Raw genomic sequence first — 25,400 nt, forward strand, 5'->3', positions numbered from 1 at the left:
GGACATGGCATGGACGTGGCGGTTCGAGAAGTCCGACGGCACGCAGGTCGACCCGGTGGTGACCCCCGAGGAGTTCACCACCCAGGGCGACGCCGAGAGCTGGATCGGCGAGCACTGGCGTGACCTCCTCGGCGGCGGCGCCGACCAGGTCACCCTCTCCGAGGACGGCACCAAGATCTACGGCCCCATGCCCCTCGACGCCGAGGGCTGACACCCCGGCGCCCGGAAGGGGGCGCGGTTCTCCCCGCTCCCTTCCGGCCGCGCCGCAGGACGGTGTGTCGACGCGCACGGGCACACGCACGCGGTGCGCCGAGGAAGTGCGGGCCCTCAGGCCCGCCGTACTCCGCAGAGGTGCAGCAGGGCCGCGATCCGCCGGTACGGTTCCACGCGTCCCGCCCGGTCCTCGGCGGCGAGCAGTCGGTCCAGCTCCTCGGCGGCCGGCAGGCCCGCGCCGGCGGGGACGCCGTCCGTGAAGACCCGCACCCCGTACCAGGCGTGCAGCGGCGCCGCGATGCCCGCGAGCGTCGCCGTCAGCGCGTCGAGGCGGTCGGCCCGCACCTTCACGCCGTGGTCGTCGGTGTAGACGTCGGAGTCGAAGGCCGTGAGCGCCCCCGACCAGTCCCCGGCGAGACCCGGCCGCATGGCGAGGGCCTCCGCGTTCCGCACCACCAGGGAGAGCAGACCGCCGGGCGCCAGCATCCGGGCCAGGCCCGCGAGCAGCGCGTCCGGCTCGTCCGCGTACATGAGCACGCCGTGGCAGAGGACCACGTCGAAACTGCCGGGCAGGAAGTGGACGCCGGTCTCGCGTCCGTCGCCCTCGATCATCCGGACCCGCTCGCGGATTCCGGCGGGCTCCGTCGCCAGCGACTCGCGCGCCGCCTTGAGGAGCTCCGGGTCGGCCTCCAGGCCGGTCACGGTGTGCCCGGCGCGGGCGAGGCGCAGCGTCTGCGCGCCCTGCCCCATGCCGGCGTCGAGGATGCGCAGCCGCTGCCCCACGGGGTAGCGGCCGGATATCTGCTCGTCGAGCTGGCGGGCGACGATCTCCTGGCGGATGGTGTCGCGCAGGCCACCGGGACCGGTCGGCTGCGCGACGGCGGGCAGTACGGGACCGCCCGCCTCCGAGGTGGCCGCGCCGAAGGCGCCCTCACCGAAGGCGCCCTCGCCGGGCGTGGGTTCGCCGAGAGTGGGTTCGCCGCGCTCCGAGCTGTCGGCGCTCAGGGCCGCTCTCCGCGCTTGACCTGCGGCTTCGGCAGTCGCAGTCGGCGCATCTGGAGCGTACGCATCAGACCGTAGGCGACCGCGCCGCGCTTCGGCTCGTTCGGGAAGCGCTCGTTCAGCTGCTTGCGCAGCCGGAGCCAGATGCCGATCGAGTCGATGACGATCAGGATGATCACACCGAGCCAGAGCAGCAGGGAGATGTTCTGCAGCGCCCGGTTGGCGTTGCCGAACAGCGACAGCACGAGGATCACGACGGCCATCGGCAGGAAGAACTCGGCGATCGCGAACCGCGAGTCGACGAAGTCGCGCACGAAACGGCGGACCGGACCCTTGTCGCGGGCCGGCAGGTAACGCTCGTCGCCGCTCGCCAGCGCCTCGCGCTGCCGGGCCAGGTCGGAGCGGCGTGCCTCGCGCTGGCGCTTGGCGGCCTCCTTGCGGTCGGTCGGCACCGTCGCGGCACGCCGACGCTGGGTCTGCGCTTCACTCCGCTTCGGGGTCGGGCGGCCCTTGGGGGCCTCGGGGTCGCGGGGCTGCTTGGTGGAGAGGTCCGCCGTCACCTTGTCGGTGGGGGCCTTCTCGTCCTTCGAACGGCTACGGAACACAAAACCCAAGGGTACGGGGTGGTGGGCATGAACCCCATGCGGGGCGGGAACGATCCGCTAACGGACTGCGTCTCTGGTCGTACGCACGAAGGAAGGGCGTGGTTTCCCCTAGATCCCTCTACACCCTGGGCCGGAGGAAACGCCGTTCGTAGTCGTCCTTGGGGAGGAGCGCATCAGGCTCCGAACAGTGCGGTAATGGAGACAGGGCCCGTACTGTGGATCCTGTTGGAGAGCTGGAGCCGAAGTCCGTCAGAAGGGGGCGCGCGAAGCCCATGAGCGGTGTCATGAAGCGTATGGGGATGATCTTCCGCGCGAAGGCGAACAAGGCCCTTGACCGGGCCGAGGATCCGCGCGAGACGCTCGATTACTCCTACCAGAAGCAGCTGGAGCTGCTGCAGAAGGTGCGGCGCGGCGTCGCCGACGTCGCCACCTCCCGCAAGCGGCTCGAACTCCAGCTGAACCAGTTGCAGGGGCAGTCCGCCAAGCTGGAGGACCAGGGCCGCAAGGCGCTGGCGCTCGGCCGCGAGGACCTGGCCCGCGAGGCGCTGTCCCGCAGGGCCGCCCTCCAGCAGCAGGTCAGCGACCTTGAGGTGCAGCACCAGACGTTGCAGGGCGAGGAGGAGAAGCTCACCCTCGCCGCCCAGCGCCTCCAGGCCAAGGTCGACGCCTTCCGCACCAAGAAGGAGACGATCAAGGCGACCTACACGGCGGCCCAGGCGCAGACCCGGATCGCCGAGTCCTTCTCCGGCATCTCGGAGGAGATGAGCGACGTCGGTCTCGCGATCCAGCGGGCCGAGGACAAGACCGCCCAGCTCCAGGCGCGCGCGGGCGCGATCGACGAGCTGCTCGCCTCGGGCGCCCTGGACGACCAGTCGGGGCTCGCGAAGGACGACATCCAGGCGGAGCTGGACCGGCTCTCCGGCGGTACGGACGTCGAGCTCGAGCTCCAGCGGATGAAGGCCGAACTGGCCGGCGGCCCGTCGGCGCAGCAGCAGGCCATCGAGGGCGGTGGCGCGGCCGCGCCGGAGGACCGCACCCAGCAGTCCCACCCGCGCTTCGAGAAGTAGGCGACAGACAGGACGCGTCATGATCGTACGGATCATGGGGGAGGGCCAGTGGAAGCTGGCCGACAGCCACCTCGCCGAGCTGAACGGCCTCGACGACGAGCTGCTCGCGGAGATGGAGTCGGGGGACCAGGAAGGCTTCCTGCGCACGCTCGGCGGCCTGCTCGACGCCGTCCGGCGGCTCGGTGAGCCCCTCCCCGACGATGCCCTGGAGCCCTCGGAGCTGATCCTCCCCGCTCCGGACGCGAGCCTCGACGAGGTCCGCGCGATGCTCTCCGACGACGGCCTCATCCCGGGCTGAACCCCTCACCCGACGGTCCCGCCGCCCCCACGGGCGCCGGGACCGCGGCGCGTCCGCCCCCGGCCCGCGCATCCGCTGCCACCCCGGCCCGCAAGTCGCTGCCACACCCGGCCTGACGCCGCCACACCCGGCCTGGCCGTGTCTCCGGCCCCCGGAGCCCCTCCGCGCCCGGCCCGCACCATTGCCGCCCCCTGTGCGCCGGCGCCGCCCCGAGCCCCCGGTACGTCCTCCGTCCGGTTTCCGGGCCCGGCCCCGTACCCCTGGGGTCCGGCGCCCCGTACCGTTGTCACCCGTGACCCCCACCGGCCCTTCCACCGGGACCCCGTACGTCCGTGTGCGCGACGGGTTCCGGGCCCATCCGCTGGCCTTCGACGCGGTGCTGGCCTTCGGCGTGCTCGTGTCCATGATCGCGGCGTCGTTCACCGACCCGCACGGCAGTCCGGACGGGCCGACGTTCGGCGACCACGCGCCGGACGTGTGGAGCGTGCTGGTCATGGTCCTCGGGGCGGCCGCGCTGGTGCTGCGCCGCCGCAGGCCGTTCGGCGTGCTCTGCTTCACCGTGGCGATCAGCCTCTTCGAGCTGGTCAGCGCGAGCCGGCCGGCGCCGATCGCGATGAGCGTGGTCGTCGCGCTCTTCACGGTCGCCGCCCGCACGGACCGGCCCACCACGTGGCGGGTCGGCCTGGCCACGATGGCGCTGCTCACCACCGCGGCCATGATCTTCGGGCCGACGAACTGGTACGCGCAGGAGAACCTCGGGGTGTTCGCCTGGACCGGCATGGCGGCCGCGGCCGGGGACGCCGTCCGCAGCCGCCGGGCGTTCGTCGACGCGATCAGGGAACGGGCCGAGCGGGCCGAGCGGACGAGGGAGGAGGAGGCGGGCCGCCGGGTCGCCGAGGAGCGGCTGCGGATCGCCCGCGACCTCCACGACGTCGTCGCCCACCACATCGCCCTGGTGAACGTGCAGGCCGGCGTCGCCGCCCACGTCATGGACAAGCGCCCGGACCAGGCGAAGGAAGCCCTCTCGTACGTCCGCGAGGCGAGCCGCTCCGCGCTCGACGAGCTGCGCGCCACCGTCGGCCTGCTGCGCCAGTCCGGCGACCCCGAGGCGCCCACCGAGCCCGCCCCGGGGCTCGCCGTCCTCGACGGGCTGCTCGACAGCTTCCGCAAGGCGGGCCTCCCGGTCGCCCTGGCACGCGCCGACGGCGAGAAGCCGCTGCCCGCGACCGTCGACCTCGCCGCGTACCGGATCGTGCAGGAGGCGCTGACCAACGTCCGCAAGCACGCGGGACCGGACGCCGAGGCCGAGGTCAGCGTCGTCCGGGTGGGCCGTACGGTCGAGATCACCGTCCTCGACAACGGCGTCCCGCAGACCGGGGCGCCCGAGGGGTCCGGCGGCCACGGCCTCCTCGGCATGCGCGAGCGGGTCGGCGCGCTCGGCGGCACCCTGACCGCCGCTCCCCGGTACGGCGGCGGCTTCCGCGTCCAGGCGATACTGCCGGTGACGTCCCGCACGGGGGAGGACACATGACGATCCGGGTACTGCTCGCCGACGACCAGGCCCTGCTGCGCAGCGCCTTCAAGGTCCTGGTGAACTCCGAGCCGGACATGGAGGTCGTCGGCGAGGCGCCCGACGGCGCCGAGGCCGTCGCCCTCGCCCGCTCCGAGCGGCCCGACGTCGTCCTGATGGACATCCGCATGCCGGGCACGGACGGCCTGGCGGCCACCCGCATGATCACCGCCGACCCCGAGCTCGCGGACGTACGGATCGTCATGCTGACCACCTTCGAGGTCGACGAGTACGTCGTGCAGTCGCTGCGCGCCGGCGCCTCCGGCTTCCTCGGCAAGGGCGCCGAACCCGAGGAGCTGCTCGGCGCGATCCGGATCGCGCACGCCGGCGAGGCGCTGCTCTCCCCGGCCGCGACGAAGGGCCTGATCGCCACCTTCCTCGCCCAGGGCGCGGGGTCCGGCGCCGACACCGGCGGCGGCAAGGCCCGCTCCGAACGCCTCGCCGCCCTGACCGCCCGCGAGCGCGAGGTCCTCGTCCTCGTCGCGGGCGGGCTGTCGAACGACGAGATCGCCGAGCGGCTCGACGTCAGCCCCCTCACCGTGAAGACCCACGTCAACCGGACCATGGCGAAGCTGGGCGCCCGCGACCGGGCCCAGCTGGTGGTCACGGCCTACGAATCGGGACTGGTACGTCCCCGGGTGGACTGACGGATCACGGCGGCGTACTCCAGACGCGGTATGCGCGGGATAAGGAAGTGCACCCGGGGGCCGAGGACTTCCGGCCGCGGATGGCAGATCGTATGGGCGGGGGCATCTCCGGCGGATCAAGGCCCGGGTCTTCGCTGCTCCCGCCTGCCGACGAGTACGCCACAGAAGAGAGACCCCATGTCCTGGCTGTCCAGATTCAGCCTCGCGCAAAGGGCCCTGATCGGGCTGATGTCCATCGTCGCGATCCTGTTCGGGGTGATCGCGATCCCGCAGCTGAAGCAGCAACTGCTGCCCTCGATCGAGCTCCCCATGGTCTCGGTCCTCGCCCCGTACCAGGGCGCCTCTCCCGATGTGGTCGAGAAGCAGGTCGTCGAGCCGCTGGAGAACAACCTCAAGTCCGTCGACGGACTCAAGTCGGTCACCTCCACCGCCTCCGAGGGCATGGCCGTCGTCATGGCCTCCTTCGACTACGGCGACGAGTCGACGAAGCAGCTCGTCGCCGACGTCCAGCAGGCCGTGAACCGCGCCCGCGCCCAGCTGCCCGACTCCGTCGACCCGCAGGTGATCGCCGGCTCGACGGACGACATGCCGACCGTCGTCCTCGCCGCCGCGTCCGACAAGGACCAGCAGGCCCTCGCCGACCAGCTGGAGCGGACCGTCGTGCCCGCCCTGGAGGGCATCGACGGCGTCGGCCAGGTCGCCGTCAGCGGCGTCCAGGACCTCCAGGTCTCCGTCACCCCCGACCAGCGGAAGCTCGCCGCCGCCGGACTCACCACCATGAAGCTCGCCGAGGCCCTGCGCTCCGGCGGCGCCACGATGCCGGCCGGCGCCTTCTCGGAGGCCGGCAAGTCCCGCACGATCCAGATCGGCGGCGGCTACACCTCGCTGCGCCAGATCGAGGACCTGCGCATCCCGGCGGCCGTCCCCGGCAAGGGCAAGGCGGTCCGCCTCGGCGACGTCGCCACCGTGCGCCAGGAGGAGTCGCCGCGCGTCTCCCTCACCCGCACCAACGGCAAGCCGACCCTCGCCGTCATGGCCACCATGGACAAGGACGGCAGCGCCGTCGCCATCTCCGACGCGGTCGAGGAGAAGCTCCCCGAGCTGCGCCGCGACCTCGGCGCCGGCGCCGAGCTCACCATCGTCTCGGACCAGGGTCCGGCCGTCGCCAAGGCCGTCTCCGGCCTGACCACCGAGGGCGCGCTCGGCCTCGTCATGGCCGTCCTGGTGATCCTGGTCTTCCTCGCGTCGATCCGCTCGACCCTGGTCACCGCGGTCTCCATCCCGCTCTCGGTCGTCCTCGCCCTCATCGTGCTGTGGGCCCGCGACCTGTCGCTCAACATGCTGACGCTCGGCGCGCTCACCATCGCCATCGGCCGGGTCGTCGACGACTCGATCGTGGTCCTGGAGAACATCAAGCGGCACCTGGGATACGGCGAGGAGCGCCGGAGCGCGATCCTCACCGCGGTCCGCGAGGTGGCGGGCGCCGTCACCTCCTCGACCCTCACCACCGTCGCCGTGTTCCTGCCGATCGGCCTGGTCGGCGGCATCGTCGGCGAGATGTTCGGCTCGTTCTCGCTGACGGTGACGGCGGCCCTGCTCGCCTCGCTGCTGGTCTCCCTGACCGTGGTCCCGGTCCTCTCGTACTGGTTCCTGCGCGCGCCCAAGGGCACGTCCGAGGACCCGGAGCAGGCCCGCCGCCTGGCCGAGGAGAAGGAGGAGAAGAGCCGTCTCCAGCGCGCGTACGTGCCGGTCCTGCGGTTCGCGACCCGGCGCCGGCTCACCAGCGTGGCCATCGCGCTCGCCGTGCTGGCCGGCACCGTGGCCATGGGCGGTCTCCTGAAGACGAACTTCTTCGAGCCCGGCGATCAGGAGGTGCTCAACATCCGGCAGGAGCTGGAGCCCGGCACCGGCCTGGACGCCACCGACGCGGCCGCGAAGAAGATCGAGAAGGTCCTCGCGGAGACCGACGGCGTCAAGGACTACCAGGTCACCGTCGGCTCCTCCGGCTTCATGGCGGCCTTCGGCGGCGCCACCGGCTCCCACCAGGCCACCTACAAGGTCAGCCTGGAGGAGTCCGCCTCGTACGAGAAGACCCGGAACGCCCTCGACACGGCGCTCGGCGCGCTCGACGGCATCGGCGACACCACGATCGCCGCGGGCGACGGCTTCGGCAACCAGGACCTGAGCGTGGTCGTGAAGGCCGCCGACCCGGAGGTCCTGAAGCAGGCCTCCGAGCAGGTCCGCGCCGCGGTCGCCGAGCTGGCGGACGTCACCGACGTCCAGAGCGACCTCTCGCGGTCCGTCCCGCGCATCTCCGTGAAGGCGAACGACAAGGCCGCCGACGCCGGCCTCGACACCACCTCGCTCGGCGCGATCGTCGCCCAGGCCGTCCGGGGCACCCCGGCCGCCAAGGCGATCCTCGACGACAGCGAGCGCGACGTCCTCATCACCTCGGCGAAGCCGGCCACCACCCTGGCCGAGCTGAAGGCCCTGCCCGTCGGCCCGCTGAAGCTGGGCGACATCGCCACCGTCGAACTGGTCCCCGGCCCGGTCTCCATGACCCGGATCGACGGCGCCCGCTCCGCGACGGTCACGGCCAAGCCGACCGGTGACGACACCGGCGCGGTGGGCAACGCCCTCACACAGAAGGTCGCGAAGCTCGACCTGCCGAAGGGTGCCACCGCCACCGTCGGCGGTGCCACCGAGGACCTGGAGGAGGCCCAGATCAACCTCCTCCTGGCGATGCTCGCGGCCGTCGCGATCGTCTTCATGCTGCTGGTGGCGACCTTCCGGTCGCTGATCCAGCCGCTGATCCTGCTGGTCTCGATCCCGTTCGCGGCGACGGGCGCCATCGGCCTGCTGGTGATCACCGGCACCGCCATGGGCGTCCCGGCGATGATCGGCATGCTGATGCTCATCGGCATCGTCGTCACCAACGCGATCGTCCTGATCGACCTGATCAACCAGTACCGGGCCCAGGGTCTGGGCGTCGTCGAAGCGGTGGTCGAGGGCGGCCGGCACCGGCTCCGCCCGATCCTGATGACCGCCCTGGCGACGATCTTCGCCCTGCTGCCGATGGCCCTCGGCATCACCGGCGAGGGCGGCTTCATCGCCCAGCCGCTGGCCGTCGTGGTGATCGGCGGCCTGATCACCTCGACGCTCCTGACCCTGCTCCTCGTCCCGACGCTCTACGCGATGGTGGAGCTCCGCAAGGAGCGCCGCGCGCAGAAGAGGGCGGCGAAGAGGGGGGCCGAGAGCACCCTGACGAAGGGCAGGAAGGGCAAGAAGGGCGACGCGACGGAGATCCCGGAGCAGCCGGACGTCACGCCGTTGGATGCCGGCCTGCTGGATCTCCTGGACTGAGTCCGGACGGCAGACGGAAGGGGCGCCCCGCGGGTCTCCGCGGGGCGCCCCTTCCGTCGTACGCGATGGAGAACCGTTACGGCAGAGCGAGCATCCGCTCCAGCGCGAGCTTCGCGAAGCTCTCCGTCTCCTCGTCGACCTGGATCTGGTTGACGAGGTTGCCCTCGGCAAGCGACTCCAGGGTCCACACCAGGTGCGGCAGGTCGATGCGGTTCATCGTCGAGCAGAAGCAGACCGTCTTGTCGAGGAAGACGATCTCCTTGCCCTGGTCGGCGTAACGGTTCGCCAGACGCCGGACCAGGTTCAGTTCCGTACCGATCGCCCACTTCGAGCCGGCCGGGGCCGCCTCCAGGGTGTTGATGATGTACTCGGTCGAGCCCACGTGGTCCGCGGCGGCGACGACCTCGTGCCGGCACTCGGGGTGGACGAGCACGTTCACGCCCGGGATGCGCTCGCGGACGTCGTTCACCGAGTCCAGCGAGAACCGGCCGTGCACCGAGCAGTGACCGCGCCACAGGATCATCTTGGCCGCCCGCAGCTCCTCGACGGTCAGGCCGCCGTTCGGCTTGTGCGGGTTGTAGAGCACGCAGTCGTCCAGGGACATGCCCATGTCGCGCACCGCGGTGTTGCGGCCCAGGTGCTGGTCCGGCAGGAACAGCACCTTCTCGCCCTGCTCGAAGGCCCAGTTCAGGGCCCGCTCGGCGTTGGAGGAGGTGCAGATGGTGCCCCCGTGCTTGCCGGTGAAGGCCTTGATGTCGGCCGAGGAGTTCATGTACGAGACGGGCACGACCTGCTCGGCGATGCCGGCCTCGGTCAGCACGTCCCAGCATTCGGCGACCTGCTCGGCGGTGGCCATGTCGGCCATCGAGCAGCCGGCCGCGAGGTCGGGCAGGACGACCTTCTGGTCGTCGCCGGTGAGGATGTCGGCCGACTCCGCCATGAAGTGCACACCGCAGAAGACGATGTACTCGGCCTCGGGCTTGGCCGCCGCGTCGCGGGCGAGCTTGAAGGAGTCGCCGGTGACGTCGGCGAACTGGATGACCTCGTCACGCTGGTAGTGGTGGCCGAGTACGAACACCTTGTCCCCGAGCTTCTCCTTGGCCGCGCGGGCGCGCTCCACGAGGTCCGGGTCGGAGGGCGACGGCAGGTCGCCGGGACACTCCACACCCCGCTCGCTCTTCGGGTCGGCCTCGCGGCCGAGCAGGAGCAGGGCGAGCGGCGTCGGCTGCACATCCAGGGGCTGGGCGGTGGTCACGTCACGCACCCTTTCATTCGGGTCTTCGGGGAAACCTTTTCGTCTAAATGACGCTATCTATCATAACTGCTTCACGTCATGTTGACGATGTCCATAGTGTCGATGTGACGAATTCGCCGTCCGCACTCGTGGACATGGTGTGCGAGCATGAAAGAAGCAAAGACCCGCCCGACCCGGAATGAATCCGGGGCACCGCCGGTTGCAACCGTCGGCAAGCAGTCTCCGTACACACCGGGAGAGAAGCAGATGTCCGTATCGGACGAGAAGACCACTGTCAGCGACGGCATCCTCCTGTCCGACGCCGCCGCGGCCAAGGTCAAGGCCCTCCTCGACCAGGAAGGCCGCGAGGACCTGGCCCTGCGCGTCGCCGTTCAGCCCGGTGGCTGCTCCGGCCTGCGTTACCAGCTGTTCTTCGACGAGCGTTCGCTCGACGGCGATGTCGTGAAGGACTTCGACGGCGTCAAGGTCGTCACCGACCGCATGAGCGCCCCGTACCTCGGGGGTGCCTCGATCGACTTCGTCGACACGATCGAGAAGCAGGGCTTCACCATCGACAACCCGAACGCCACGGGCTCCTGCGCCTGCGGCGACTCGTTCAGCTAAACCCGTACGCACGTGAGGGCGGCGGCCCGGGACCAGGTCCCGGGCCGCCGCCCTCACGCGTGCGCCGGCTCCGTCAGCGGCGCGGCACCGGCTGCCCGCTCGCCGCGTCGACCACGGTCCGCGCGCCGACCGGGTTGTCCAGGGCCACCGTCTTCGAGACCTCGACCGCCATGGCGACGCACACCCGGTCGGGATCGGTCGGAGCCTCCGTGATCCGGACCGTGACGCGCTCCGCGGTCTCCTGCGCCGTCACCGTGTACGTGCTGCACACCCCGCCCCAGAACGTGACGGTCAGCTTCCGGCCGTCCTCGCCCGTCCGGTACGACTCGACCTGCCGGACCGGCGCCGCGCCCTGCTCCGGCGGCGTCGGCTTCACCGGCGGCGCCAGGAACTCCGGCGCCACGGCCGTCTCGACCACCGTGTACGGCGCCGCGTCCACCGGGTCCGCCGTGAACAGCCACGCCGGTACGAGCACCCGCTCGCCCGCCACGTCCTTCGCAGCCAGCCCGAACACCGCACCCGTCACCGGGACCTCCGCCGGCGGCGCCATCTGCGCGATCCACTGACAGGGCGCGGCCGGGTCGTCGCCCTTCCCGCTCCCGTCGACACCGGTCGGGTCCTCGCCCTTGCCGCTGCCGGCTCCGGCCCCGTTCCCGCTTTCGCTGCCGTCGGTGCTCGCCGGCGGGTCCGTGGCGCAGCCGCCGATGTCGATCGGGCCGGTGCCCTTCGACTTCTCGTTCAGCTCGGCGAGCGCCTTCGAGGCCCCGATCACCGGGTACGTGGCTCCCGCCGCGGGTTCGTCCAGCATCCCGCTGCCGGCGACCGCCCGGCCGTCGGGACCGATGTGCAGCCCCGTCGACCAGCCGTAGGTCGGCAGTCCGCCGATCACCGGATTGGCGTTGACCACCCGCACCGAGCCGTTCATGACCTGCGACGCGGTCACCTTCGCGTCGTCCTGCCCGAGCACCTTCAGGATCGGTGCCGCCGCGGCCCTCGCCGCCGCCTCGCTCACCGGGGAGCCGCCGCGCGACGGCTTCGCCTCGCCCGGCGGCGGGCAGGCCTTGCCCTTGAGGCAGGTGTCGCCGACGGGACCGCCGTCGTACCAGGAGTACGTCCAGTTCCCCGGGGCCTTCCGCGCCACGTCGAGACGCGGTCCCGAACCGTCCTTCTCCGGACGGATCGTCCAGACCTGGCCGTCGAGGACCGGGCTGCCGGAGACGCCCAGCGCTTCGGCCAGCCTGGTCACCTCGGCCGAGGTGACCAGGCCCTCGGGCCGGTGGACCGCGGCCGAGGAGGGCCCTTGGGGGAGTGGGCCCTTGGCTGTGTAGACGGTCCCCCGGGGGTCGCCGCCCGGGTCCGGCTCACCCGGCGCGATGCCGGCGCCGCCGCTGCCGCTCTCCAGGCGCAGGGGCGGCGGCGAGCCGCCCGCGTCGGCGGCCGCGCCACCCGCCCCGGCCGGTGTCGCCTCGCCGGACGCCGTCGCGGCCAGGTAGACCCCGCCGCCGCCGGCGAGCAGCACTCCCGCCGCCACCGAGGCGGCGATGACGTTCCGTCGCCTCCGTACGTTCTCCGTACCGCTCACCGCAACGCTCCCTCGTCTCGATCGGACAGAGGTGGGACGGAGCGGGCGGGCGGACGGTTCCGTCCGTCAGCCGCCGTACTCGGCGGTCGCGTCGATCAGCCGGGCCGAGGCGTCCGGTACGACCACCCCGTGGATCAGGGCGGGGGAGACCGGAGCGGGCGCGGGGGAGACCGGAGCGACCCAGTGCGGGGCCATCCGGGCGCCGTCCCCGCACAGCTGCGCGAGGCTCAACTCGGACTCGTGTCGCTCACGAGGAGCGGGGTAGGTGGTCATGGCCGCACCGTATGCACGGCACCGCTCCGGAGAAAAGCCCTACTCTGGGGTAGTTTCCACTGTTCGGCAGGACACCGCCCAACCGGTAGCGTGAACTGTCATTACCGCCTTCCCGCAGGAGCACCCCGCCGTGCGTATCGCAGTCACCGGCTCCATCGCCACCGACCACCTCATGACCTTCCCCGGCCGGTTCTCCGACCAGCTCGTGGCCGACCAGCTCCACACGGTGTCCCTCTCCTTCCTCGTGGACAACCTCGACGTGCGCCGGGGAGGCGTCGCCGCCAACATCTGCTTCGGCATGGGCCAGCTCGGCAGCCGCCCCGTCCTGGTCGGCGCCGCCGGCTTCGACTTCGACGAGTACCGCGCCTGGCTCGACCGGCACGGCGTCGACACCGGCTCGGTGCGCATCTCCGAGGTCCTCCACACCGCCCGCTTCGTCTGCACCACGGACCAGGACCACAACCAGATCGGCTCCTTCTACACGGGCGCGATGAGCGAGGCCCGGCTGATCGAGCTCAAGGCCGTCGCCGACCGCGTCGGCGGCCTCGACCTCGTCCTCATCGGCGCCGACGACCCCGAGGCGATGCTCCGCCACACGGAGGAGTGCAAGGCCCGCGAGATCCCCTTCGCCGCCGACTTCTCCCAGCAGATCGCGCGTATGAACGGCGAGGAGATCCGCACGCTCCTCGACGGCGCCACCTACCTCTTCTCCAACGAGTACGAGAAGGGCCTCATCGAGTCCAAGACGGGCTGGACCGACGCCGAGATCCTCTCCCGCGTCGGCCACCGCATCACCACGCTCGGCTCGCGCGGTGTCCGCATCGAGCGCGTCGGCGAGACCCCGATCGAGGTCGCCTGCCCCGAGGAGAACGCCAAGGTCGACCCGACCGGCGTCGGCGACGCCTTCCGCGCCGGCTTCCTCACCGGGCTCTCCTGGGGCGTCGGCCTCGAGCGCGCGGCGCAGCTCGGCTGCATGCTCGCCACGCTCGTCATCGAGACGCTCGGGACGCAGGAGTACACCCTCGCCCGCGCCAACTTCATCGACCGCTTCACCAAGGCCTACGGCGACCCCGCCACCGCCGACCTCCACCCCCACCTCCCCTAACCCCCCACCCCGGGGGACGCCCCTTCCCCGCCGGGCCACAACCGCCGGCCCACCCCGTTGCGCCACAACGGCTGCCGCACCCCGGCCCGACCCACCCCGTTGCGCCACAACGGCTGCCGCGCCCCGGCCCGACCCACCTCGTTGTGCCACAACGGACGTCGCACCTCCGTCCGACCCGTCCGGGCTCGGCCTGGCCCGCCTCGTTGTGGGCAATCGTCCCGCTGGGGCGTGGGGGTCCACACGGGGGTGGGCGACGGCCCGGGCGGGGCCGCATCCCGCACAAGGGCCCGGAGCGCGGGGCCCACGCGGCAGGGCGCGGCGGCCGGCGGCAGGCACGGGCCACGCGGCGGGGCGCCGCCCCACACGGAGGTGGGCGGCAGGCCGCGGCCCGCACGAGCCGAGGGCGGCGGGCACATGCCCACGCGGCGCGCGGAGCGGCACGGCCCACGTCACGGAAGGGCCGCCCCGCCGCAGGCCGAGCCCGGCGGCCGAGCCCGCAGACCGAGCCCCGCGGTCGAGCGACGCGGTCGAGCGACGCCCGCCGTTCTCAGGAGAGCCGGCGGACGACGTACGCCGAGCCGCCCCCACCCGCCGGGCTCTCACCTACGTACTCCTGCCCTCGCATCTCGCACCAGGCCGGGATGTCGAGGCGGGCGGCCGCGTCGTCGGCGAGGACGGTGACGGTTCCGCCGACGGGGACGTCGCCGATGACTTTGGCGAGTTCGATGACGGGGATGGGGCAGCGCCGGCCGAGGGCGTCGACGACGAGGGAGGGGGAGTCGGAGGGGGGCGCGGCCGAGGCGGCGGGGGCGGAGGAGGTGGCGCCGAGGCGTTCGCGTACGACCGCGACGACGCGGGGCAGGACGTCGAGGAAGTCGTCGACGTCGGACGCGGCGGTGCCGGCGGGCAGGGAGAGCCGGACGTTTCCTTCGCTCAGGACGCCCATCGCGCGCAGGACGTGGCTGGGGGTCAGGGTCGAGCTCGTGCAGGAGGAGCCGGAGGAGACGGAGAAGCCCTCGCGGTCGAGTTCGTGCAGAAGGGTCTCCCCGTCGACGTAGAGACAGGAGAAGGTGACGAGGTGGGGGAGCCGGCGGACCGGGTCGCCGACGACCTCGACGTCCGGAACCAGCTCGGGCACGCGGGTGCGGATGCGGTCGACCAGGCCGCGGAGGCGGGCGTCCTCGGCGGCGGCCTCGGCGCGTACCGCTCGCAGGGAGGCCGCCGCGGCGACGATCGCGGGGAGGTTCTCGAAGCCGGGCGCGCGCCCCGATTCCCTTTCGTCCGCAGGGCCTTGGGGCGCGAAGCGGACGCCCTTCCGTACGGCGAGCAGGCCCACGCCCGCGGGGCCGCCCCATTTGTGGGCGCTGGCGGTGAGCAGGGACCAGCCGCCGTCGACCGGCCCCCAGCCGAGTGACTGGGCCGCGTCCACGAGCAGGGGGACGCCTGCCGCGCGGCAGGCCTCGGCGACCTCGGCCACCGGCTGCTCGGTGCCGACCTCGTGGTTGGCGGACTGGAGACACGCGAGGGCGGTGTCGGGCCCGAGCGCGGCGGCGAAGACCGCCGGGTCCACGGCGCCGGACCGTCCCACGGGTACCTCGGTCACCGTGCCGCCGGCCGCCGCGTGGGTCTCGCCCGCGTGCAGGACGGAGGAGTGTTCGACCGCCGACACCACGAGCCGGTCTCCGACGCGCCGACGCCCCGCGAGCGCCCCTGACACCCCCGCGTGAACCGCGCGTGTCCCCGAAGGAGTGAACACGAGCTCGTCCGGACGGCACCCCACGGCGTCTGCCGCGGCCTCCCGCGCCGCGTCGAGCAGCAGCCTGGCCCGCCGCCCCTCCCGGTACAGCCGGGCCGGGTCGGCCCACCCCTCGTCCAGAGAAGCGAGCAGCGCCTGGCGGGCGACGGGGTGCAGCGGAGCGGCGGACGCGGCATCGAAGTACGGCATCCGCCCACGGTAGGCCCTGCCCCCGTCCGATCCACTCCCACCCACGTCGACAGCCGCGGCCCCCCGCATCCGGCCGACCCCAGGCCCCCCGCGCCCGCCGCGACGGTGAGCGGGGCACCGGGCCCGACCCTGACCCCGACCCCGCCGAGGCAGCCCCCACCCCGCCCCACCCCCACCTCATCCCCTCCTCCCACCCCCAGCGCTCCCACCCCTTCCCCTCACCACCCCCCGGGGCACTCCCCACGCACCCCCACCCCCCCGATGAGCCCCCGTCAGAAGTGCGGTGCGGTGCGTCGGCAGGCGGCCGAACGGGGGTGTGGGACCCCCCTCCGGAACGGTGGAGTCCACCCCTTCGGGGGCTCGGACGGCGCGTTGGGCACCCTCCCCGCGCGACCCCAAATAGCGTCCAGTAGGGTTTGGTCCGCATAAACATCCAAACCCCTGCCCGCGGCCGGGGCGGCGACCGACCAGCGAGACGGACGGCCGTGGCCGACCACTGCGGGCCGAGACTCTCGGGAAGGCGCTACGTGAGTCCCAACGGCTCCGACCGCTCGTCGCGGCGCCCGATGCGGCGGAAGCTGCCGCAGGTGCTGACTGCGGGCCTGATCCTGGCGACAGCCACGGGCTGCTCGTACAACTGGGAAGACTTCCCTCGCCTTGGCATGCCCACCCCTGTGACGGAAGAGGCGCCTCGGATCCTCTCCCTGTGGCAGGGCTCCTGGGCCGCCGCGCTCATCACCGGAATCCTGGTGTGGGGCCTGATCCTCTGGTCCGTCATCTTCCACCGGCGGAGCAGGACCAAGGTCGAGGTACCTCCGCAGACCCGTTACAACATGCCCATCGAGGCGCTGTACACGGTCACCCCGCTCATCATCGTCTCGGTGCTCTTCTACTTCACCGCGCGCGACGAGTCGAAGCTCCTCGAGCTCACCCCGAAGCCGGCTCACACGGTCAACGTGGTCGGCTACCAGTGGAGCTGGGGCTTCAACTACGTCGAGAACGTGCCCGGTGTAGAGGGCGACGCCAAGACGGACAAGAACCTCGCGTCCATTCCGGACAAGTTCCTCGCGGACTTCCCGGAGAACGCGGGCGGTGTCTACGACGCCGGTATCCCCGGCGACCGGAACCCGCAGACCGGCAACCCGGGTCCGACCCTGTGGCTGCCGAAGGGCGAGAAGGTCCGGTTCGTCCTGACCTCTCGTGACGTCATCCACTCCTTCTGGGTGGTTCCCTTCCTCATGAAGCAGGACGTCATCCCGGGTCACACCAACTCCTTCGAAGTGATTCCGACGCAGGAAGGCACCTTCCTCGGCAAGTGCGCCGAGCTGTGCGGTGTCGACCACTCCCGGATGCTCTTCAACGTCAAGGTGGTCTCCCCGGAGCGCTACCAGCAGCACCTGAAGGAGCTGGCCGAGAAGGGGCAGACCGGCTACATCCCGTCTGGCATCGAGCAGACGGACCCGGCCAGGAATGCGGAGAAGAACCAACTGTGAGCATCCACAACGAAACCCAGGGTGCCGCCGCAGCTGAGGACTCGTACGAGAACGAGTTGCCCGTACGGCGCAAGCAGCCCGGCAACGTGGTCATCAAGTGGCTGACCACCACCGACCACAAGACGATCGGTACGCTCTACCTCGTCACGTCGTTCGTCTTCTTCTGCATCGGCGGACTCATGGCGCTCTTCATGCGCGCCGAGCTGGCCCGTCCGGGTACGCAGATCATGTCGAACGAGCAGTTCAACCAGGCGTTCACGATGCACGGCACGATCATGCTGCTGATGTTCGCGACGCCGCTGTTCGCCGGATTCGCGAACTGGATCATGCCGCTGCAGATCGGCGCGCCCGACGTGGCGTTCCCGCGGCTGAACATGTTCGCCTACTGGCTCTACCTGTTCGGCTCGATCATCGCCGTCGCCGGCTTCCTCACCCCGCAGGGTGCCGCCGACTTCGGCTGGTTCGCCTACTCCCCGCTGTCGGACGCCGTCCGCTCGCCGGGTGTCGGCGCCGACATGTGGATCATGGGTCTGGCCTTCTCCGGCTTCGGCACGATCCTCGGTTCGGTCAACTTCATCACCACGATCATCTGCATGCGCGCTCCGGGCATGACGATGTTCCGCATGCCGATCTTCACCTGGAACGTGCTGCTGACCGGTGTCCTGGTCCTGCTCGCCTTCCCGGTCCTGGCGGCCGCGCTGTTCGCCCTGGAGGCGGACCGCAAGTTCGGCTCGCACATCTTCGACGCGTCCAACGGTGGAGCGCTGCTCTGGCAGCACCTCTTCTGGTTCTTCGGACACCCAGAGGTGTACATCATCGCGCTGCCGTTCTTCGGCATCGTCTCCGAGGTCATCCCGGTCTTCAGCCGCAAGCCGATGTTCGGCTACATCGGTCTGGTGGCCGCGACCATCGCGATCGCCGGTCTGTCCGTGACGGTGTGGGCCCACCACATGTACGTCACAGGCGGTGTGCTCCTGCCGTTCTTCTCCTTCATGACGTTCCTCATCGCCGTACCGACCGGCGTGAAGTTCTTCAACTGGATCGGAACGATGTGGAAGGGCTCGTTGTCCTTCGAGACCCCGATGCTCTGGACGATCGGCTTCCTGATCACCTTCACCTTCGGTGGTCTGACCGGTGTCATCCTGGCCTCGCCGCCGATGGACTTCCACGTCTCCGACTCGTACTTCGTCGTCGCGCACTTCCACTACGTCGTCTTCGGCACCGTGGTCTTCGCGATGTTCGCCGGGTTCCACTTCTGGTGGCCGAAGTTCACGGGCAAGATGCTGGACGAGCGGCTCGGCAAGATGACGTTCTGGACGCTGTTCATCGGCTTCCACGGCACGTTCCTGGTGCAGCACTGGCTCGGTGCCGAGGGCATGCCGCGTCGTTACGCGGACTACCTCGACGCCGACGGCTTCACCGCGCTGAACACGATCTCGACGATCTCCTCGTTCCTGCTCGGCCTGTCGATCCTGCCGTTCCTCTACAACGTCTGGAAGACCGCCAAGTACGGCAAGAAGATCGAGGTCGACGACCCGTGGGGCTACGGCCGTTCGCTCGAGTGGGCGACGTCCTGCCCGCCGCCGCGGCACAACTTCCTCACCCTGCCGCGGATCCGTTCGGAATCGCCGGCGTTCGACCTGCACCACCCCGAGATCGCCGCTCTCGACCAGCTCGAGAACAAGGGCCACGTGGTTGAGGCCGTCACGGGCGGCAAGGAGGCCGGCAAGTGAAGATCCAGGGCAAGATGTTCATCTGGCTGAGCGTCTTCATCCTTGCCATGGCGATCCTCTACGGCGTCTGGTCCAAGGAGCCGGTCGGTACGACGGCGCTCTTCCTGGCCTTCGGCCTGTCCATCATGATCGGCTACTACCTGGCCTTCACGGCCAAGCGTGTCGACGCGATGGCGCAGGACGACAAGGAGGCCGACGTCGCGGACGAGGCCGGTGAGGTGGGCTTCTTCGCCCCGCACAGCTGGCAGCCGCTCTCGCTGGCCGTCGGTGGCGCGCTCGCCTTCCTCGCCATCGCGATGGGCTGGTGGATCCTGTACTTCTCCGCCCCGCTGATCCTGGTCGGCCTCTTCGGCTGGGTCTTCGAGTTCTACCGCGGCGAGAACCAGAACCAGTAGCGGTACCCCGCTCCGCTCCGGAGCACGCAGAGGGGCCCGGACACTTCGTCACCGAAGTGTCCGGGCCCCTCTTTTGCCGCACTCGGCGCGCTGGCGCCGAGGACAGTCCTTAGCGTGAAGTCATGAACGACACGCCGCGCATTCGGACTGTTCTGAGCTCCACTCTTCTGGCCGTCACCGTCACCGCAGCCGCCACGGCGTGTGCGGGCTCCGACGGCCACCCGCTGTCGGCCGAGGCCTACGACGCGGCGGACCAGCTCGCGGTCAGTGCCCCCGCCGACGGAGCCAAGGCGGACCCCGAGAAGCCCCTGGAGGTCACGGCCAAGGGCGACGAAGGCCGGATCACCGACGTCACCGCCACCGACGAGTCGGGGCGCCACCTCGCGGGCGAACTCACCGCGGACGGCCGGCGCTGGCGCTCCACGGTCGCCCTCGCGGCCGGCGCCCGCTACACCGTCCGGGTGGCCACGGAGGACGCCGACGGCGCCCCAGGGGCCCGTACGTTCACTTTCCAGACGGCTCCGGCCGAACGGGCCCTCACCGCGACCTTCGGGCCGCAGGCGGGCACCTACGGCGTCGGGCAGCCCATCACGGCCGACCTCAGCCTCCCCGTCAAGGACCTGGCCGCCCGCGCGGCCGTCGAACGGGCCCTCAAGGTCCGCTCCACGCCCTTCGTCGAGGGCTCCTGGTACTGGGTGGACGACAAGAAACTGCACTTCCGTCCGAAGGAGTACTGGCCCGCCGGCGCCCTCGTCACGGTCACCGGCAACCTGGACGGCCTCAAGGTGGGCGACAAGCTCTACGGCGGCGCGTCCAAGCCCCTGAAACTCACGATCGGCGACCGGATAGAAGCGGTCGCCGACGCCGGGTCGCACCACATGACCGTGAAGCGCAACGGAGAAGTGATCAATACCATTCCGGTGACCACCGGCAAACCGGGCTTCTCCACCCGAAACGGCGTCAAAGTGATCCTGGGCAAGGAGTACTACGTCCGGATGCGCGGCACCAGCATCGGCATAGCCGAGGGCAGCGCGGAGTCGTACGACCTCCCGGTCTACTACGCCACCCGGGTCACCTGGAGCGGCGAGTACGTCCACGCCGCGCCCTGGTCGGTCGGCTCGCAGGGCGTGGCGAACGTCAGTCACGGCTGCGTCGGCATGTCGACCGAGAACGCGGCCTGGTTCTACAAGACCGTCCGCCCCGGAGACGTCGTCCGCGTCGTCAACAGCATCGGCGAGACGATGGACGCCTTCGGCAACGGCTTCGGCGACTGGAACCTGTCCTGGGACAAGTGGCGCGAGGGAAGCGCCCTGGTGGAGGCCGCCGGAAGCCCGGTCGCCCCCACCGAGAAGGCCCGCCTACGCCCGTCGATCTGACCGGCTCACGCGTCGATCGACAGGCGCGAGCGCAGCAGGGACGCCAGGGACGCCGCGAACTCCACCGGTTCCACCGGAAGGGTGATCGCGGCGTCTGCGCGACTCCAGGTGGCCAGCCAGGCGTCCTGCGGGCGCCCGATGAGCAGCAGCACCGGCGGGCAGCGGAAGACCTCGTCCTTGATCTGGCGGCAGACGCCCATGCCGCCGGCGGGCACCGCCTCGCCGTCGAGGACGCAGACGTCGATGCCGCCCTCCTCCAGGCGCTTCAGCACCGCCGGCAGCGTCGCGCACTCCACGAACTCGACCGGGGGAACGTCGGCCGCCGGCCTGCGCCCGGCCGCGAGGCGTACCTGCTCGCGGGTGTTCGCGTCGTCGCTGTAGAGCAGGACCGTGGCACTCGACTGCATCGTTCCTCCGCGTGGAAGTCCGTGGGATGGTCGTCGATCGATGCGCCGGATGCTACTCCGGTCCACACCCCGTCAACACCCGTTCAACACCTGTTCGAAGGGTGCTCCGGGGCGCTTCCACTGGGCCGTTCGGGCTGGACACGGCCCCCGGACACTCCGAACGGCACCCCCCGGAGTGAGGGCGGGATAAGCGACCGACATAATGTCGGTCGTGGCGACAGTAACGACAGTAGAAACAGGGCACGCGCACCCGTCGGTCAATCGACCGAACCTCACCAGCGTCGGAACCATCATCTGGTTGAGTTCCGAGCTGATGTTCTTCGCGGCCCTCTTCGCGATGTACTTCACCCTGCGATCGGTGACGGGTCCCGAGTTCTGGGCGGAACAGGCTTCGGCCTTGAACTTCCCCTTCTCGGCGACCAACACCACGATCCTGGTGCTCTCCTCCCTCACCTGTCAGCTCGGCGTGTTCGCCGCCGAGCGGGGCGACGTGAAGAAGCTCAGGACGTGGTTCATCATCACGTTCGTGATGGGTGCGATCTTCATCGGCGGCCAGGTCTTCGAGTACACGGAGCTGGTCAAGCACGAGGGCCTCTCGCTCTCGTCCGACCCGTACGGCTCGGTGTTCTACCTGACCACCGGCTTCCACGGCCTGCACGTGACGGGCGGTCTCATCGCCTTCCTGCTGGTCCTCGGCCGGACGTACGCCGCCAAGAGGTTCACCCACGAGCAGGCAACCGCCGCCATCGTCGTGTCCTACTACTGGCACTTCGTCGATGTCGTCTGGATCGGCCTCTTCGCCACGATCTACATGATCAAGTAATCGGTCCCGCCGACACGGCGGACCGAGACATCCAGCAAGCATCGACGCAGAAGATCCTGACACCGGGGTAATCCGTGAAAAAGCTCTCCGCACGACGACGCCATCCGCTGGCGGCGGTCGTCGTCCTACTTCTCGCGCTGGCGGCCACTGGGGGGCTGTACGCCGCGTTCGCGCCCGCGGGCACGGCGAAGGCCGATGAAACCGCCCAGTCCCTCGCCATCGAGGAGGGGAAGAAGCTCTACTCCGTCGGCTGCGCCAGCTGCCACGGAACCGGCGGTCAGGGCACCTCTGACGGCCCGTCTCTCGTCGGCGTCGGCTCCGCCGCGGTCGACTTCCAGGTCGGCACGGGCCGCATGCCGGCCCAGCAGCCGGGCGCCCAGGTCCCGAAGAAGAAGGTCATCTACTCGCAGGCTGAGATCGATCAGCTCGCGGCGTACGTCGCCTCTCTCGGTGCCGGCCCGATCACGCCGACCGAGGGCCAGTACAGCCCTGAGGGTGCGGACATCGCCAAGGGCGGCGAGCTGTTCCGCACCAACTGTGCCCAGTGCCACAACTTCACCGGTGAGGGTGGCGCGCTGACCTACGGCAAGTACGCCCCGAACCTCGAAGGCGTGAGCCCGAAGCACCTCTACGAGGCCATGCAGACCGGCCCGCAGAACATGCCCTCCTTCCCGGACACGACCATGCCGGAGAAGGAGAAGAAGGACATCATCGCGTACGTCCAGGCCGTCAACAGCGACAAGGCCGACAACCCGGGCGGTCTCAAGCTCGGTGGCCTCGGCCCCGTCAGCGAGGGCCTGTTCGCCTGGGTCTTCGGTCTGGGTGCGCTGATCGCAGTTGCCATCTGGGTCGCGGCCCACACCGCTAAGGCCAAGAAGTCATGAGTAGCCAAGAGATTCCAGAAGAGAACCTGCCGGCAGGGCAGGACACCGCGCACGGCGCGGTGAAGGTCGCCGACGACCCGTTCGCCGACCCGGGCCTCCCGCCCCACAAGCCCCGCATCCAGGACATCGACGAGCGTGCCGCCCGTCGGTCCGAGCGCGCGGTCGCCTTCATGTTCACGCTGTCGATGCTGGCCACCGTCGGCTTCATCGCCTCGTACGTGATCTTCCCGGTCGACAAGATCGTGTACATCTGGCCGTTCGGCCGGGTGTCCGCGCTCAACTTCGCCCTGGGCTGGACCCTCGGTCTCGCTCTCTTCTTCATCGGCGCGGGCGCGGTCCACTGGGCCCGCACCCTGATGTCCGACGTCGAGATCGCGGACGAGCGGCACCCGATCCAGGCCGACCCGGAGACCAAGGCGAAGGTCATGGCGGACTTCGCGGCCGGTGCCGCCGAGTCCGGTATGGGCCGCCGCAAGCTCATCCGCAACACGATGTTCGGCGCGCTGTCGCTCGTCCCGCTCTCCGGCCTCGTGCTGCTGCGTGACATGGGCCCGCTGCCCGAGAAGAAGCTCCGGACCACCATGTGGACCAAGGGCCTCCAGCTCATCAACATGAACACCAACGAGCCGCTGCGTCCCGAGGACGTCGCCGTCGGTTCGCTGACGTTCGCGATGCCCGAGGGCCTCTCGGAGCACGACCACCACTTCCAGGTCGAGATCGCCAAGGCCGCCCTGATGATCGTCCGGATCCAGCCGGAGGACATCAAGGACAAGCGCGAGCTCGAGTGGTCGCACGAGGGCATCGTCGCCTTCTCGAAGATCTGCACCCACGTGGGCTGCCCGATCTCCCTGTACGAGCAGCAGACGCACCACGTGCTCTGCCCGTGCCACCAGTCCACCTTCGACCTCTCCGACGGCGCCCGCGTCATCTTCGGCCCGGCCGGTCACGCCCTCCCGCAGCTGCGGATCGGCGTGAACGACAAGGGCTTCCTGGAGGCGCTCGGCGACTTCGACGAGCCCGTCGGTCCTGCCTTCTGGGAGCGCGGATGAGCACCGTGACCGATACGAAGAAAGCACCCGCCGGTGAGCGGGTCGCCGACTGGGCCGACGGACGCCTGGGGATCTACACGCTGGCCAAGGCCAACATGCGGAAGATCTTCCCGGACCACTGGTCCTTCATGCTGGGCGAGATCTGCCTCTACAGCTTCCTCATCATCATCCTGACGGGCGTCTACCTGACGATGTTCTTCCACCCGTCGATGAACGAGGTGGAGTACGTCGGACCGTACGTCCCGCTCCAGGGACAGCTGATGTCCGAGGCGTTCAACTCGACGATGCACATCTCGTTCGAGGTCCGCGGCGGTCTGCTCATCCGGCAGATCCACCACTGGGCGGCGCTGATCTTCCTCGCCGGCATGTTCGTGCACATGATGCGCGTCTTCTTCACGGGCGCGTTCCGCAAGCCGCGTGAGATCAACTGGCTGTTCGGCTTCCTGCTGTTCTTCCTGGGCATGTTCACCGGCTTCACCGGTTACTCGCTCCCGGACGACCTGCTCTCCGGCACCGGTGTCCGCTTCATGCAGGGCGCGATCCTGTCCGTGCCGGTCATCGGCACGTACCTGTCGATGTTCCTGTTCGGCGGGGAGTTCCCCGGCGGCGACTTCGTGGCCCGGTTCTACTCGGCCCACGTGCTCCTGCTGCCCGGCATCATGCTCGGCCTCGTGGTGGCGCACCTCATCCTGGTGTTCTTCCACAAGCACACGCAGTTCGCCGGCCCCGGCCGCACGAACAACAACGTCGTGGGCATGCCGCTGCTGCCGGTCTACATGGCCAAGGCCGGAGGCTTCTTCTTCCTGGTCTTCGGTGTCATCGCGGTCATCTCGGCGATCGCCTCGATCAACCCGATCTGGGCCCTCGGCCCGTACCGCCCGGACCAGGTGTCCACCGGCGCCCAGCCCGACTGGTACATGGGCTTCGCCGAGGGTCTGATCCGTGTCATGCCGGGCTGGGAGATCAACCTCTGGGGCCACACGCTGGTCCTGGGCGTGATGATCCCGCTGGCGATCTTCCCGGCGGTCCTCGCCGCGATCGCGGTGTACCCGTTCATCGAGTCCTGGATCACCGGCGACAAGCGCGAGCACCACATCGCGCAGCGCCCGCGCAACGCTCCGACGCGCACCGCCTTCGGCGTCGCCTGGATCACCGCGTACATGATCATGCTGATCGGTGGTGGAAACGACCTCTGGGCGACCCACTTCCACCTGTCGCTGAACTCGATCACCTGGTTCGTCCGGATCTTCTTCTTCGTCGGACCGGTCATCGCGTTCATCGCCACCAAGCGGATCTGCCTCGGCCTCCAGCGCCGCGACAAGGACAAGGTGCTGCACGGCCGCGAGTCGGGCATCATCAAGCGCCTGCCGCACGGTGAGTTCGTCGAGATCCACGAGCCGCTCAGCCAGGGCGAACTGCACCGCCTCACCGCGCACGAGCAGTACGACGCGGCGGAGCTTCCGCCGGCCGTCGACGAGAACGGCGTGGAGCGCAAGGTCGGTGCCCTGGAGAAGCTCCGGGTCAAGCTCAACAAGGGCTACTACGGCGGCGACAGCCAGATCGCCAAGCCGACGGCCGAGGAGTACAAGGAGATCCAGAGCGGCCACGGCCACCACTGATCACCTTGACCTCCTGACTTCCTGAAGGTCGCCACGGCGAGAGCCCCGTCCATTCGATGGACGGGGCTCTTTGCCGTCCCCCCGGCTCGATAG

23 protein-coding genes are annotated in these 25,400 nt (G+C 70.3%); 16 read left to right on the forward strand and 7 right to left on the reverse strand.

What is annotated here, in order from left to right; translation table 11 throughout:
- Nucleotides 1-4 precede the first annotated feature (4 nt).
- Entirely contained in the window at nucleotides 5-211 is a 207-nt protein-coding gene (locus tag ACIQFX_RS13235; protein WP_402461860.1) for a hypothetical protein, read from the forward strand.
- A 116-nt stretch (nucleotides 212-327) separates the two neighbouring features.
- On the opposite strand, the gene ACIQFX_RS13240 is transcribed toward ACIQFX_RS13235, so the two are convergent.
- Complete coding sequence (locus ACIQFX_RS13240) at nucleotides 328-1,065, reverse strand: class I SAM-dependent methyltransferase (protein WP_402462831.1); 738 nt, start codon at nucleotides 1,063-1,065, stop codon at nucleotides 328-330.
- Nucleotides 1,066-1,214: 149 nt separating this feature from the next.
- Nucleotides 1,215-1,820: a DUF3043 domain-containing protein gene (locus tag ACIQFX_RS13245; RefSeq protein WP_402461863.1), complete on the reverse strand. Its 606-nt coding sequence runs from the start codon at nucleotides 1,818-1,820 to the stop codon at nucleotides 1,215-1,217.
- Between the two features lie 272 nt (nucleotides 1,821-2,092).
- On the opposite strand from ACIQFX_RS13245, the gene ACIQFX_RS13250 reads away from it, so the two are divergent.
- From ACIQFX_RS13250 to ACIQFX_RS13270, 5 genes are all read left to right on the forward strand, one after another.
- Nucleotides 2,093-2,887, forward strand: coding sequence for a PspA/IM30 family protein (locus tag ACIQFX_RS13250; RefSeq protein ID WP_402461867.1), 795 nt, complete (start codon nucleotides 2,093-2,095; stop codon nucleotides 2,885-2,887).
- A gap of 19 nt (nucleotides 2,888-2,906) precedes the next feature.
- Entirely contained in the window at nucleotides 2,907-3,185 is a 279-nt protein-coding gene (locus ACIQFX_RS13255; protein ID WP_402461870.1) for a hypothetical protein, read from the forward strand.
- Between the two features lie 292 nt (nucleotides 3,186-3,477).
- A complete protein-coding gene (locus ACIQFX_RS13260) occupies nucleotides 3,478-4,716 on the forward strand; it encodes a sensor histidine kinase (RefSeq protein WP_402461873.1) in 1,239 nt (412 codons plus the stop codon).
- Entirely contained in the window at nucleotides 4,713-5,402 is a 690-nt protein-coding gene (locus tag ACIQFX_RS13265; RefSeq protein ID WP_402461876.1) for a response regulator, read from the forward strand. Before ACIQFX_RS13260 ends, ACIQFX_RS13265 begins: the two co-directional genes overlap by 4 nt.
- Before the next feature lie 177 nt (nucleotides 5,403-5,579).
- A complete protein-coding gene (locus ACIQFX_RS13270) occupies nucleotides 5,580-8,765 on the forward strand; it encodes an efflux RND transporter permease subunit (protein ID WP_402461879.1) in 3,186 nt (1,061 codons plus the stop codon).
- A 76-nt stretch (nucleotides 8,766-8,841) separates the two neighbouring features.
- On the opposite strand, the gene nadA is transcribed toward ACIQFX_RS13270, so the two are convergent.
- Entirely contained in the window at nucleotides 8,842-10,020 is a 1,179-nt protein-coding gene (gene nadA, locus ACIQFX_RS13275; protein WP_402461882.1) for a quinolinate synthase NadA, read from the reverse strand.
- 246 nt (nucleotides 10,021-10,266) lie between these two features.
- Here nadA and ACIQFX_RS13280 point away from each other — a divergent pair, with 246 nt between their 5' ends.
- Nucleotides 10,267-10,623: an iron-sulfur cluster assembly accessory protein gene (locus ACIQFX_RS13280; RefSeq protein ID WP_015033024.1), complete on the forward strand. Its 357-nt coding sequence runs from the start codon at nucleotides 10,267-10,269 to the stop codon at nucleotides 10,621-10,623.
- Between the two features lie 73 nt (nucleotides 10,624-10,696).
- On the opposite strand, the gene ACIQFX_RS13285 is transcribed toward ACIQFX_RS13280, so the two are convergent.
- Together ACIQFX_RS13285 and ACIQFX_RS13290 are read right to left on the reverse strand one after the other, a co-directional pair.
- Entirely contained in the window at nucleotides 10,697-12,205 is a 1,509-nt protein-coding gene (locus ACIQFX_RS13285) for a hypothetical protein (RefSeq protein WP_402461885.1), read from the reverse strand.
- Nucleotides 12,206-12,271: 66 nt separating this feature from the next.
- On the reverse strand, nucleotides 12,272-12,478 hold the full coding sequence (locus ACIQFX_RS13290; RefSeq protein WP_402461888.1) for a hypothetical protein: 207 nt from the start codon (nucleotides 12,476-12,478) through the stop codon (nucleotides 12,272-12,274).
- A 130-nt stretch (nucleotides 12,479-12,608) separates the two neighbouring features.
- On the opposite strand from ACIQFX_RS13290, the gene ACIQFX_RS13295 reads away from it, so the two are divergent.
- Nucleotides 12,609-13,583, forward strand: coding sequence for a carbohydrate kinase family protein (locus ACIQFX_RS13295; RefSeq protein ID WP_402461890.1), 975 nt, complete (start codon nucleotides 12,609-12,611; stop codon nucleotides 13,581-13,583).
- Nucleotides 13,584-14,130: 547 nt separating this feature from the next.
- Here the strand turns inward: ACIQFX_RS13295 and ACIQFX_RS13300 are convergent.
- Nucleotides 14,131-15,528, reverse strand: a complete 1,398-nt coding sequence (locus tag ACIQFX_RS13300; protein WP_402461893.1) for a cysteine desulfurase/sulfurtransferase TusA family protein — start codon at nucleotides 15,526-15,528, stop codon at nucleotides 14,131-14,133.
- A gap of 527 nt (nucleotides 15,529-16,055) precedes the next feature.
- Here ACIQFX_RS13300 and coxB point away from each other — a divergent pair.
- The 4 genes from coxB (at nucleotide 16,056) to ACIQFX_RS13320 (ending at nucleotide 20,525) form a co-directional block, all read left to right on the forward strand.
- Nucleotides 16,056-17,021 carry a cytochrome c oxidase subunit II gene (gene coxB / locus ACIQFX_RS13305; RefSeq protein WP_402461895.1) on the forward strand — a complete coding sequence of 322 codons (966 nt, stop codon included), beginning with the start codon at nucleotides 16,056-16,058 and terminating at the stop codon, nucleotides 17,019-17,021.
- Nucleotides 17,018-18,754, forward strand: a complete 1,737-nt coding sequence (gene ctaD / locus ACIQFX_RS13310) for a cytochrome c oxidase subunit I (RefSeq protein ID WP_402461898.1) — start codon at nucleotides 17,018-17,020, stop codon at nucleotides 18,752-18,754. The genes coxB and ctaD overlap by 4 nt, the downstream gene beginning before the upstream one ends.
- The gene (locus tag ACIQFX_RS13315; protein WP_266890999.1) at nucleotides 18,751-19,149 is read left to right on the forward strand and encodes a cytochrome c oxidase subunit 4; all 399 of its coding nucleotides are present in this window, start codon (nucleotides 18,751-18,753) and stop codon (nucleotides 19,147-19,149) included. The genes ctaD and ACIQFX_RS13315 overlap by 4 nt, the downstream gene beginning before the upstream one ends.
- Nucleotides 19,150-19,271: 122 nt before the next feature.
- A complete protein-coding gene (locus ACIQFX_RS13320; protein ID WP_402461902.1) occupies nucleotides 19,272-20,525 on the forward strand; it encodes an Ig-like domain-containing protein in 1,254 nt (417 codons plus the stop codon).
- Between the two features lie 5 nt (nucleotides 20,526-20,530).
- Here the strand turns inward: ACIQFX_RS13320 and ACIQFX_RS13325 are convergent, their stop codons facing one another.
- Nucleotides 20,531-20,932, reverse strand: coding sequence for a hypothetical protein (locus ACIQFX_RS13325; protein WP_402461905.1), 402 nt, complete (start codon nucleotides 20,930-20,932; stop codon nucleotides 20,531-20,533).
- A gap of 202 nt (nucleotides 20,933-21,134) precedes the next feature.
- Between ACIQFX_RS13325 and ACIQFX_RS13330 the strand changes: the two genes are divergently transcribed.
- The 4 genes from ACIQFX_RS13330 (at nucleotide 21,135) to ACIQFX_RS13345 (ending at nucleotide 25,307) form a co-directional block, all read left to right on the forward strand.
- Nucleotides 21,135-21,755 carry a heme-copper oxidase subunit III gene (locus tag ACIQFX_RS13330; RefSeq protein ID WP_017238854.1) on the forward strand — a complete coding sequence of 207 codons (621 nt, stop codon included), beginning with the start codon at nucleotides 21,135-21,137 and terminating at the stop codon, nucleotides 21,753-21,755.
- A 74-nt stretch (nucleotides 21,756-21,829) separates the two neighbouring features.
- The gene (locus ACIQFX_RS13335; RefSeq protein WP_366302416.1) at nucleotides 21,830-22,639 is read left to right on the forward strand and encodes a c-type cytochrome; all 810 of its coding nucleotides are present in this window, start codon (nucleotides 21,830-21,832) and stop codon (nucleotides 22,637-22,639) included.
- Nucleotides 22,636-23,688 carry a Rieske 2Fe-2S domain-containing protein gene (locus ACIQFX_RS13340; RefSeq protein ID WP_402461910.1) on the forward strand — a complete coding sequence of 351 codons (1,053 nt, stop codon included), beginning with the start codon at nucleotides 22,636-22,638 and terminating at the stop codon, nucleotides 23,686-23,688. The genes ACIQFX_RS13335 and ACIQFX_RS13340 overlap by 4 nt, the downstream gene beginning before the upstream one ends.
- Nucleotides 23,685-25,307, forward strand: coding sequence for a cytochrome bc complex cytochrome b subunit (locus ACIQFX_RS13345; protein WP_402461913.1), 1,623 nt, complete (start codon nucleotides 23,685-23,687; stop codon nucleotides 25,305-25,307). Before ACIQFX_RS13340 ends, ACIQFX_RS13345 begins: the two co-directional genes overlap by 4 nt.
- Nucleotides 25,308-25,400: the final 93 nt, after the last annotated feature.

The organism is Streptomyces sp. NPDC093089, from assembly GCF_044754405.1.
Classification (GTDB): Bacteria; Actinomycetota; Actinomycetes; order Streptomycetales; family Streptomycetaceae; genus Streptomyces.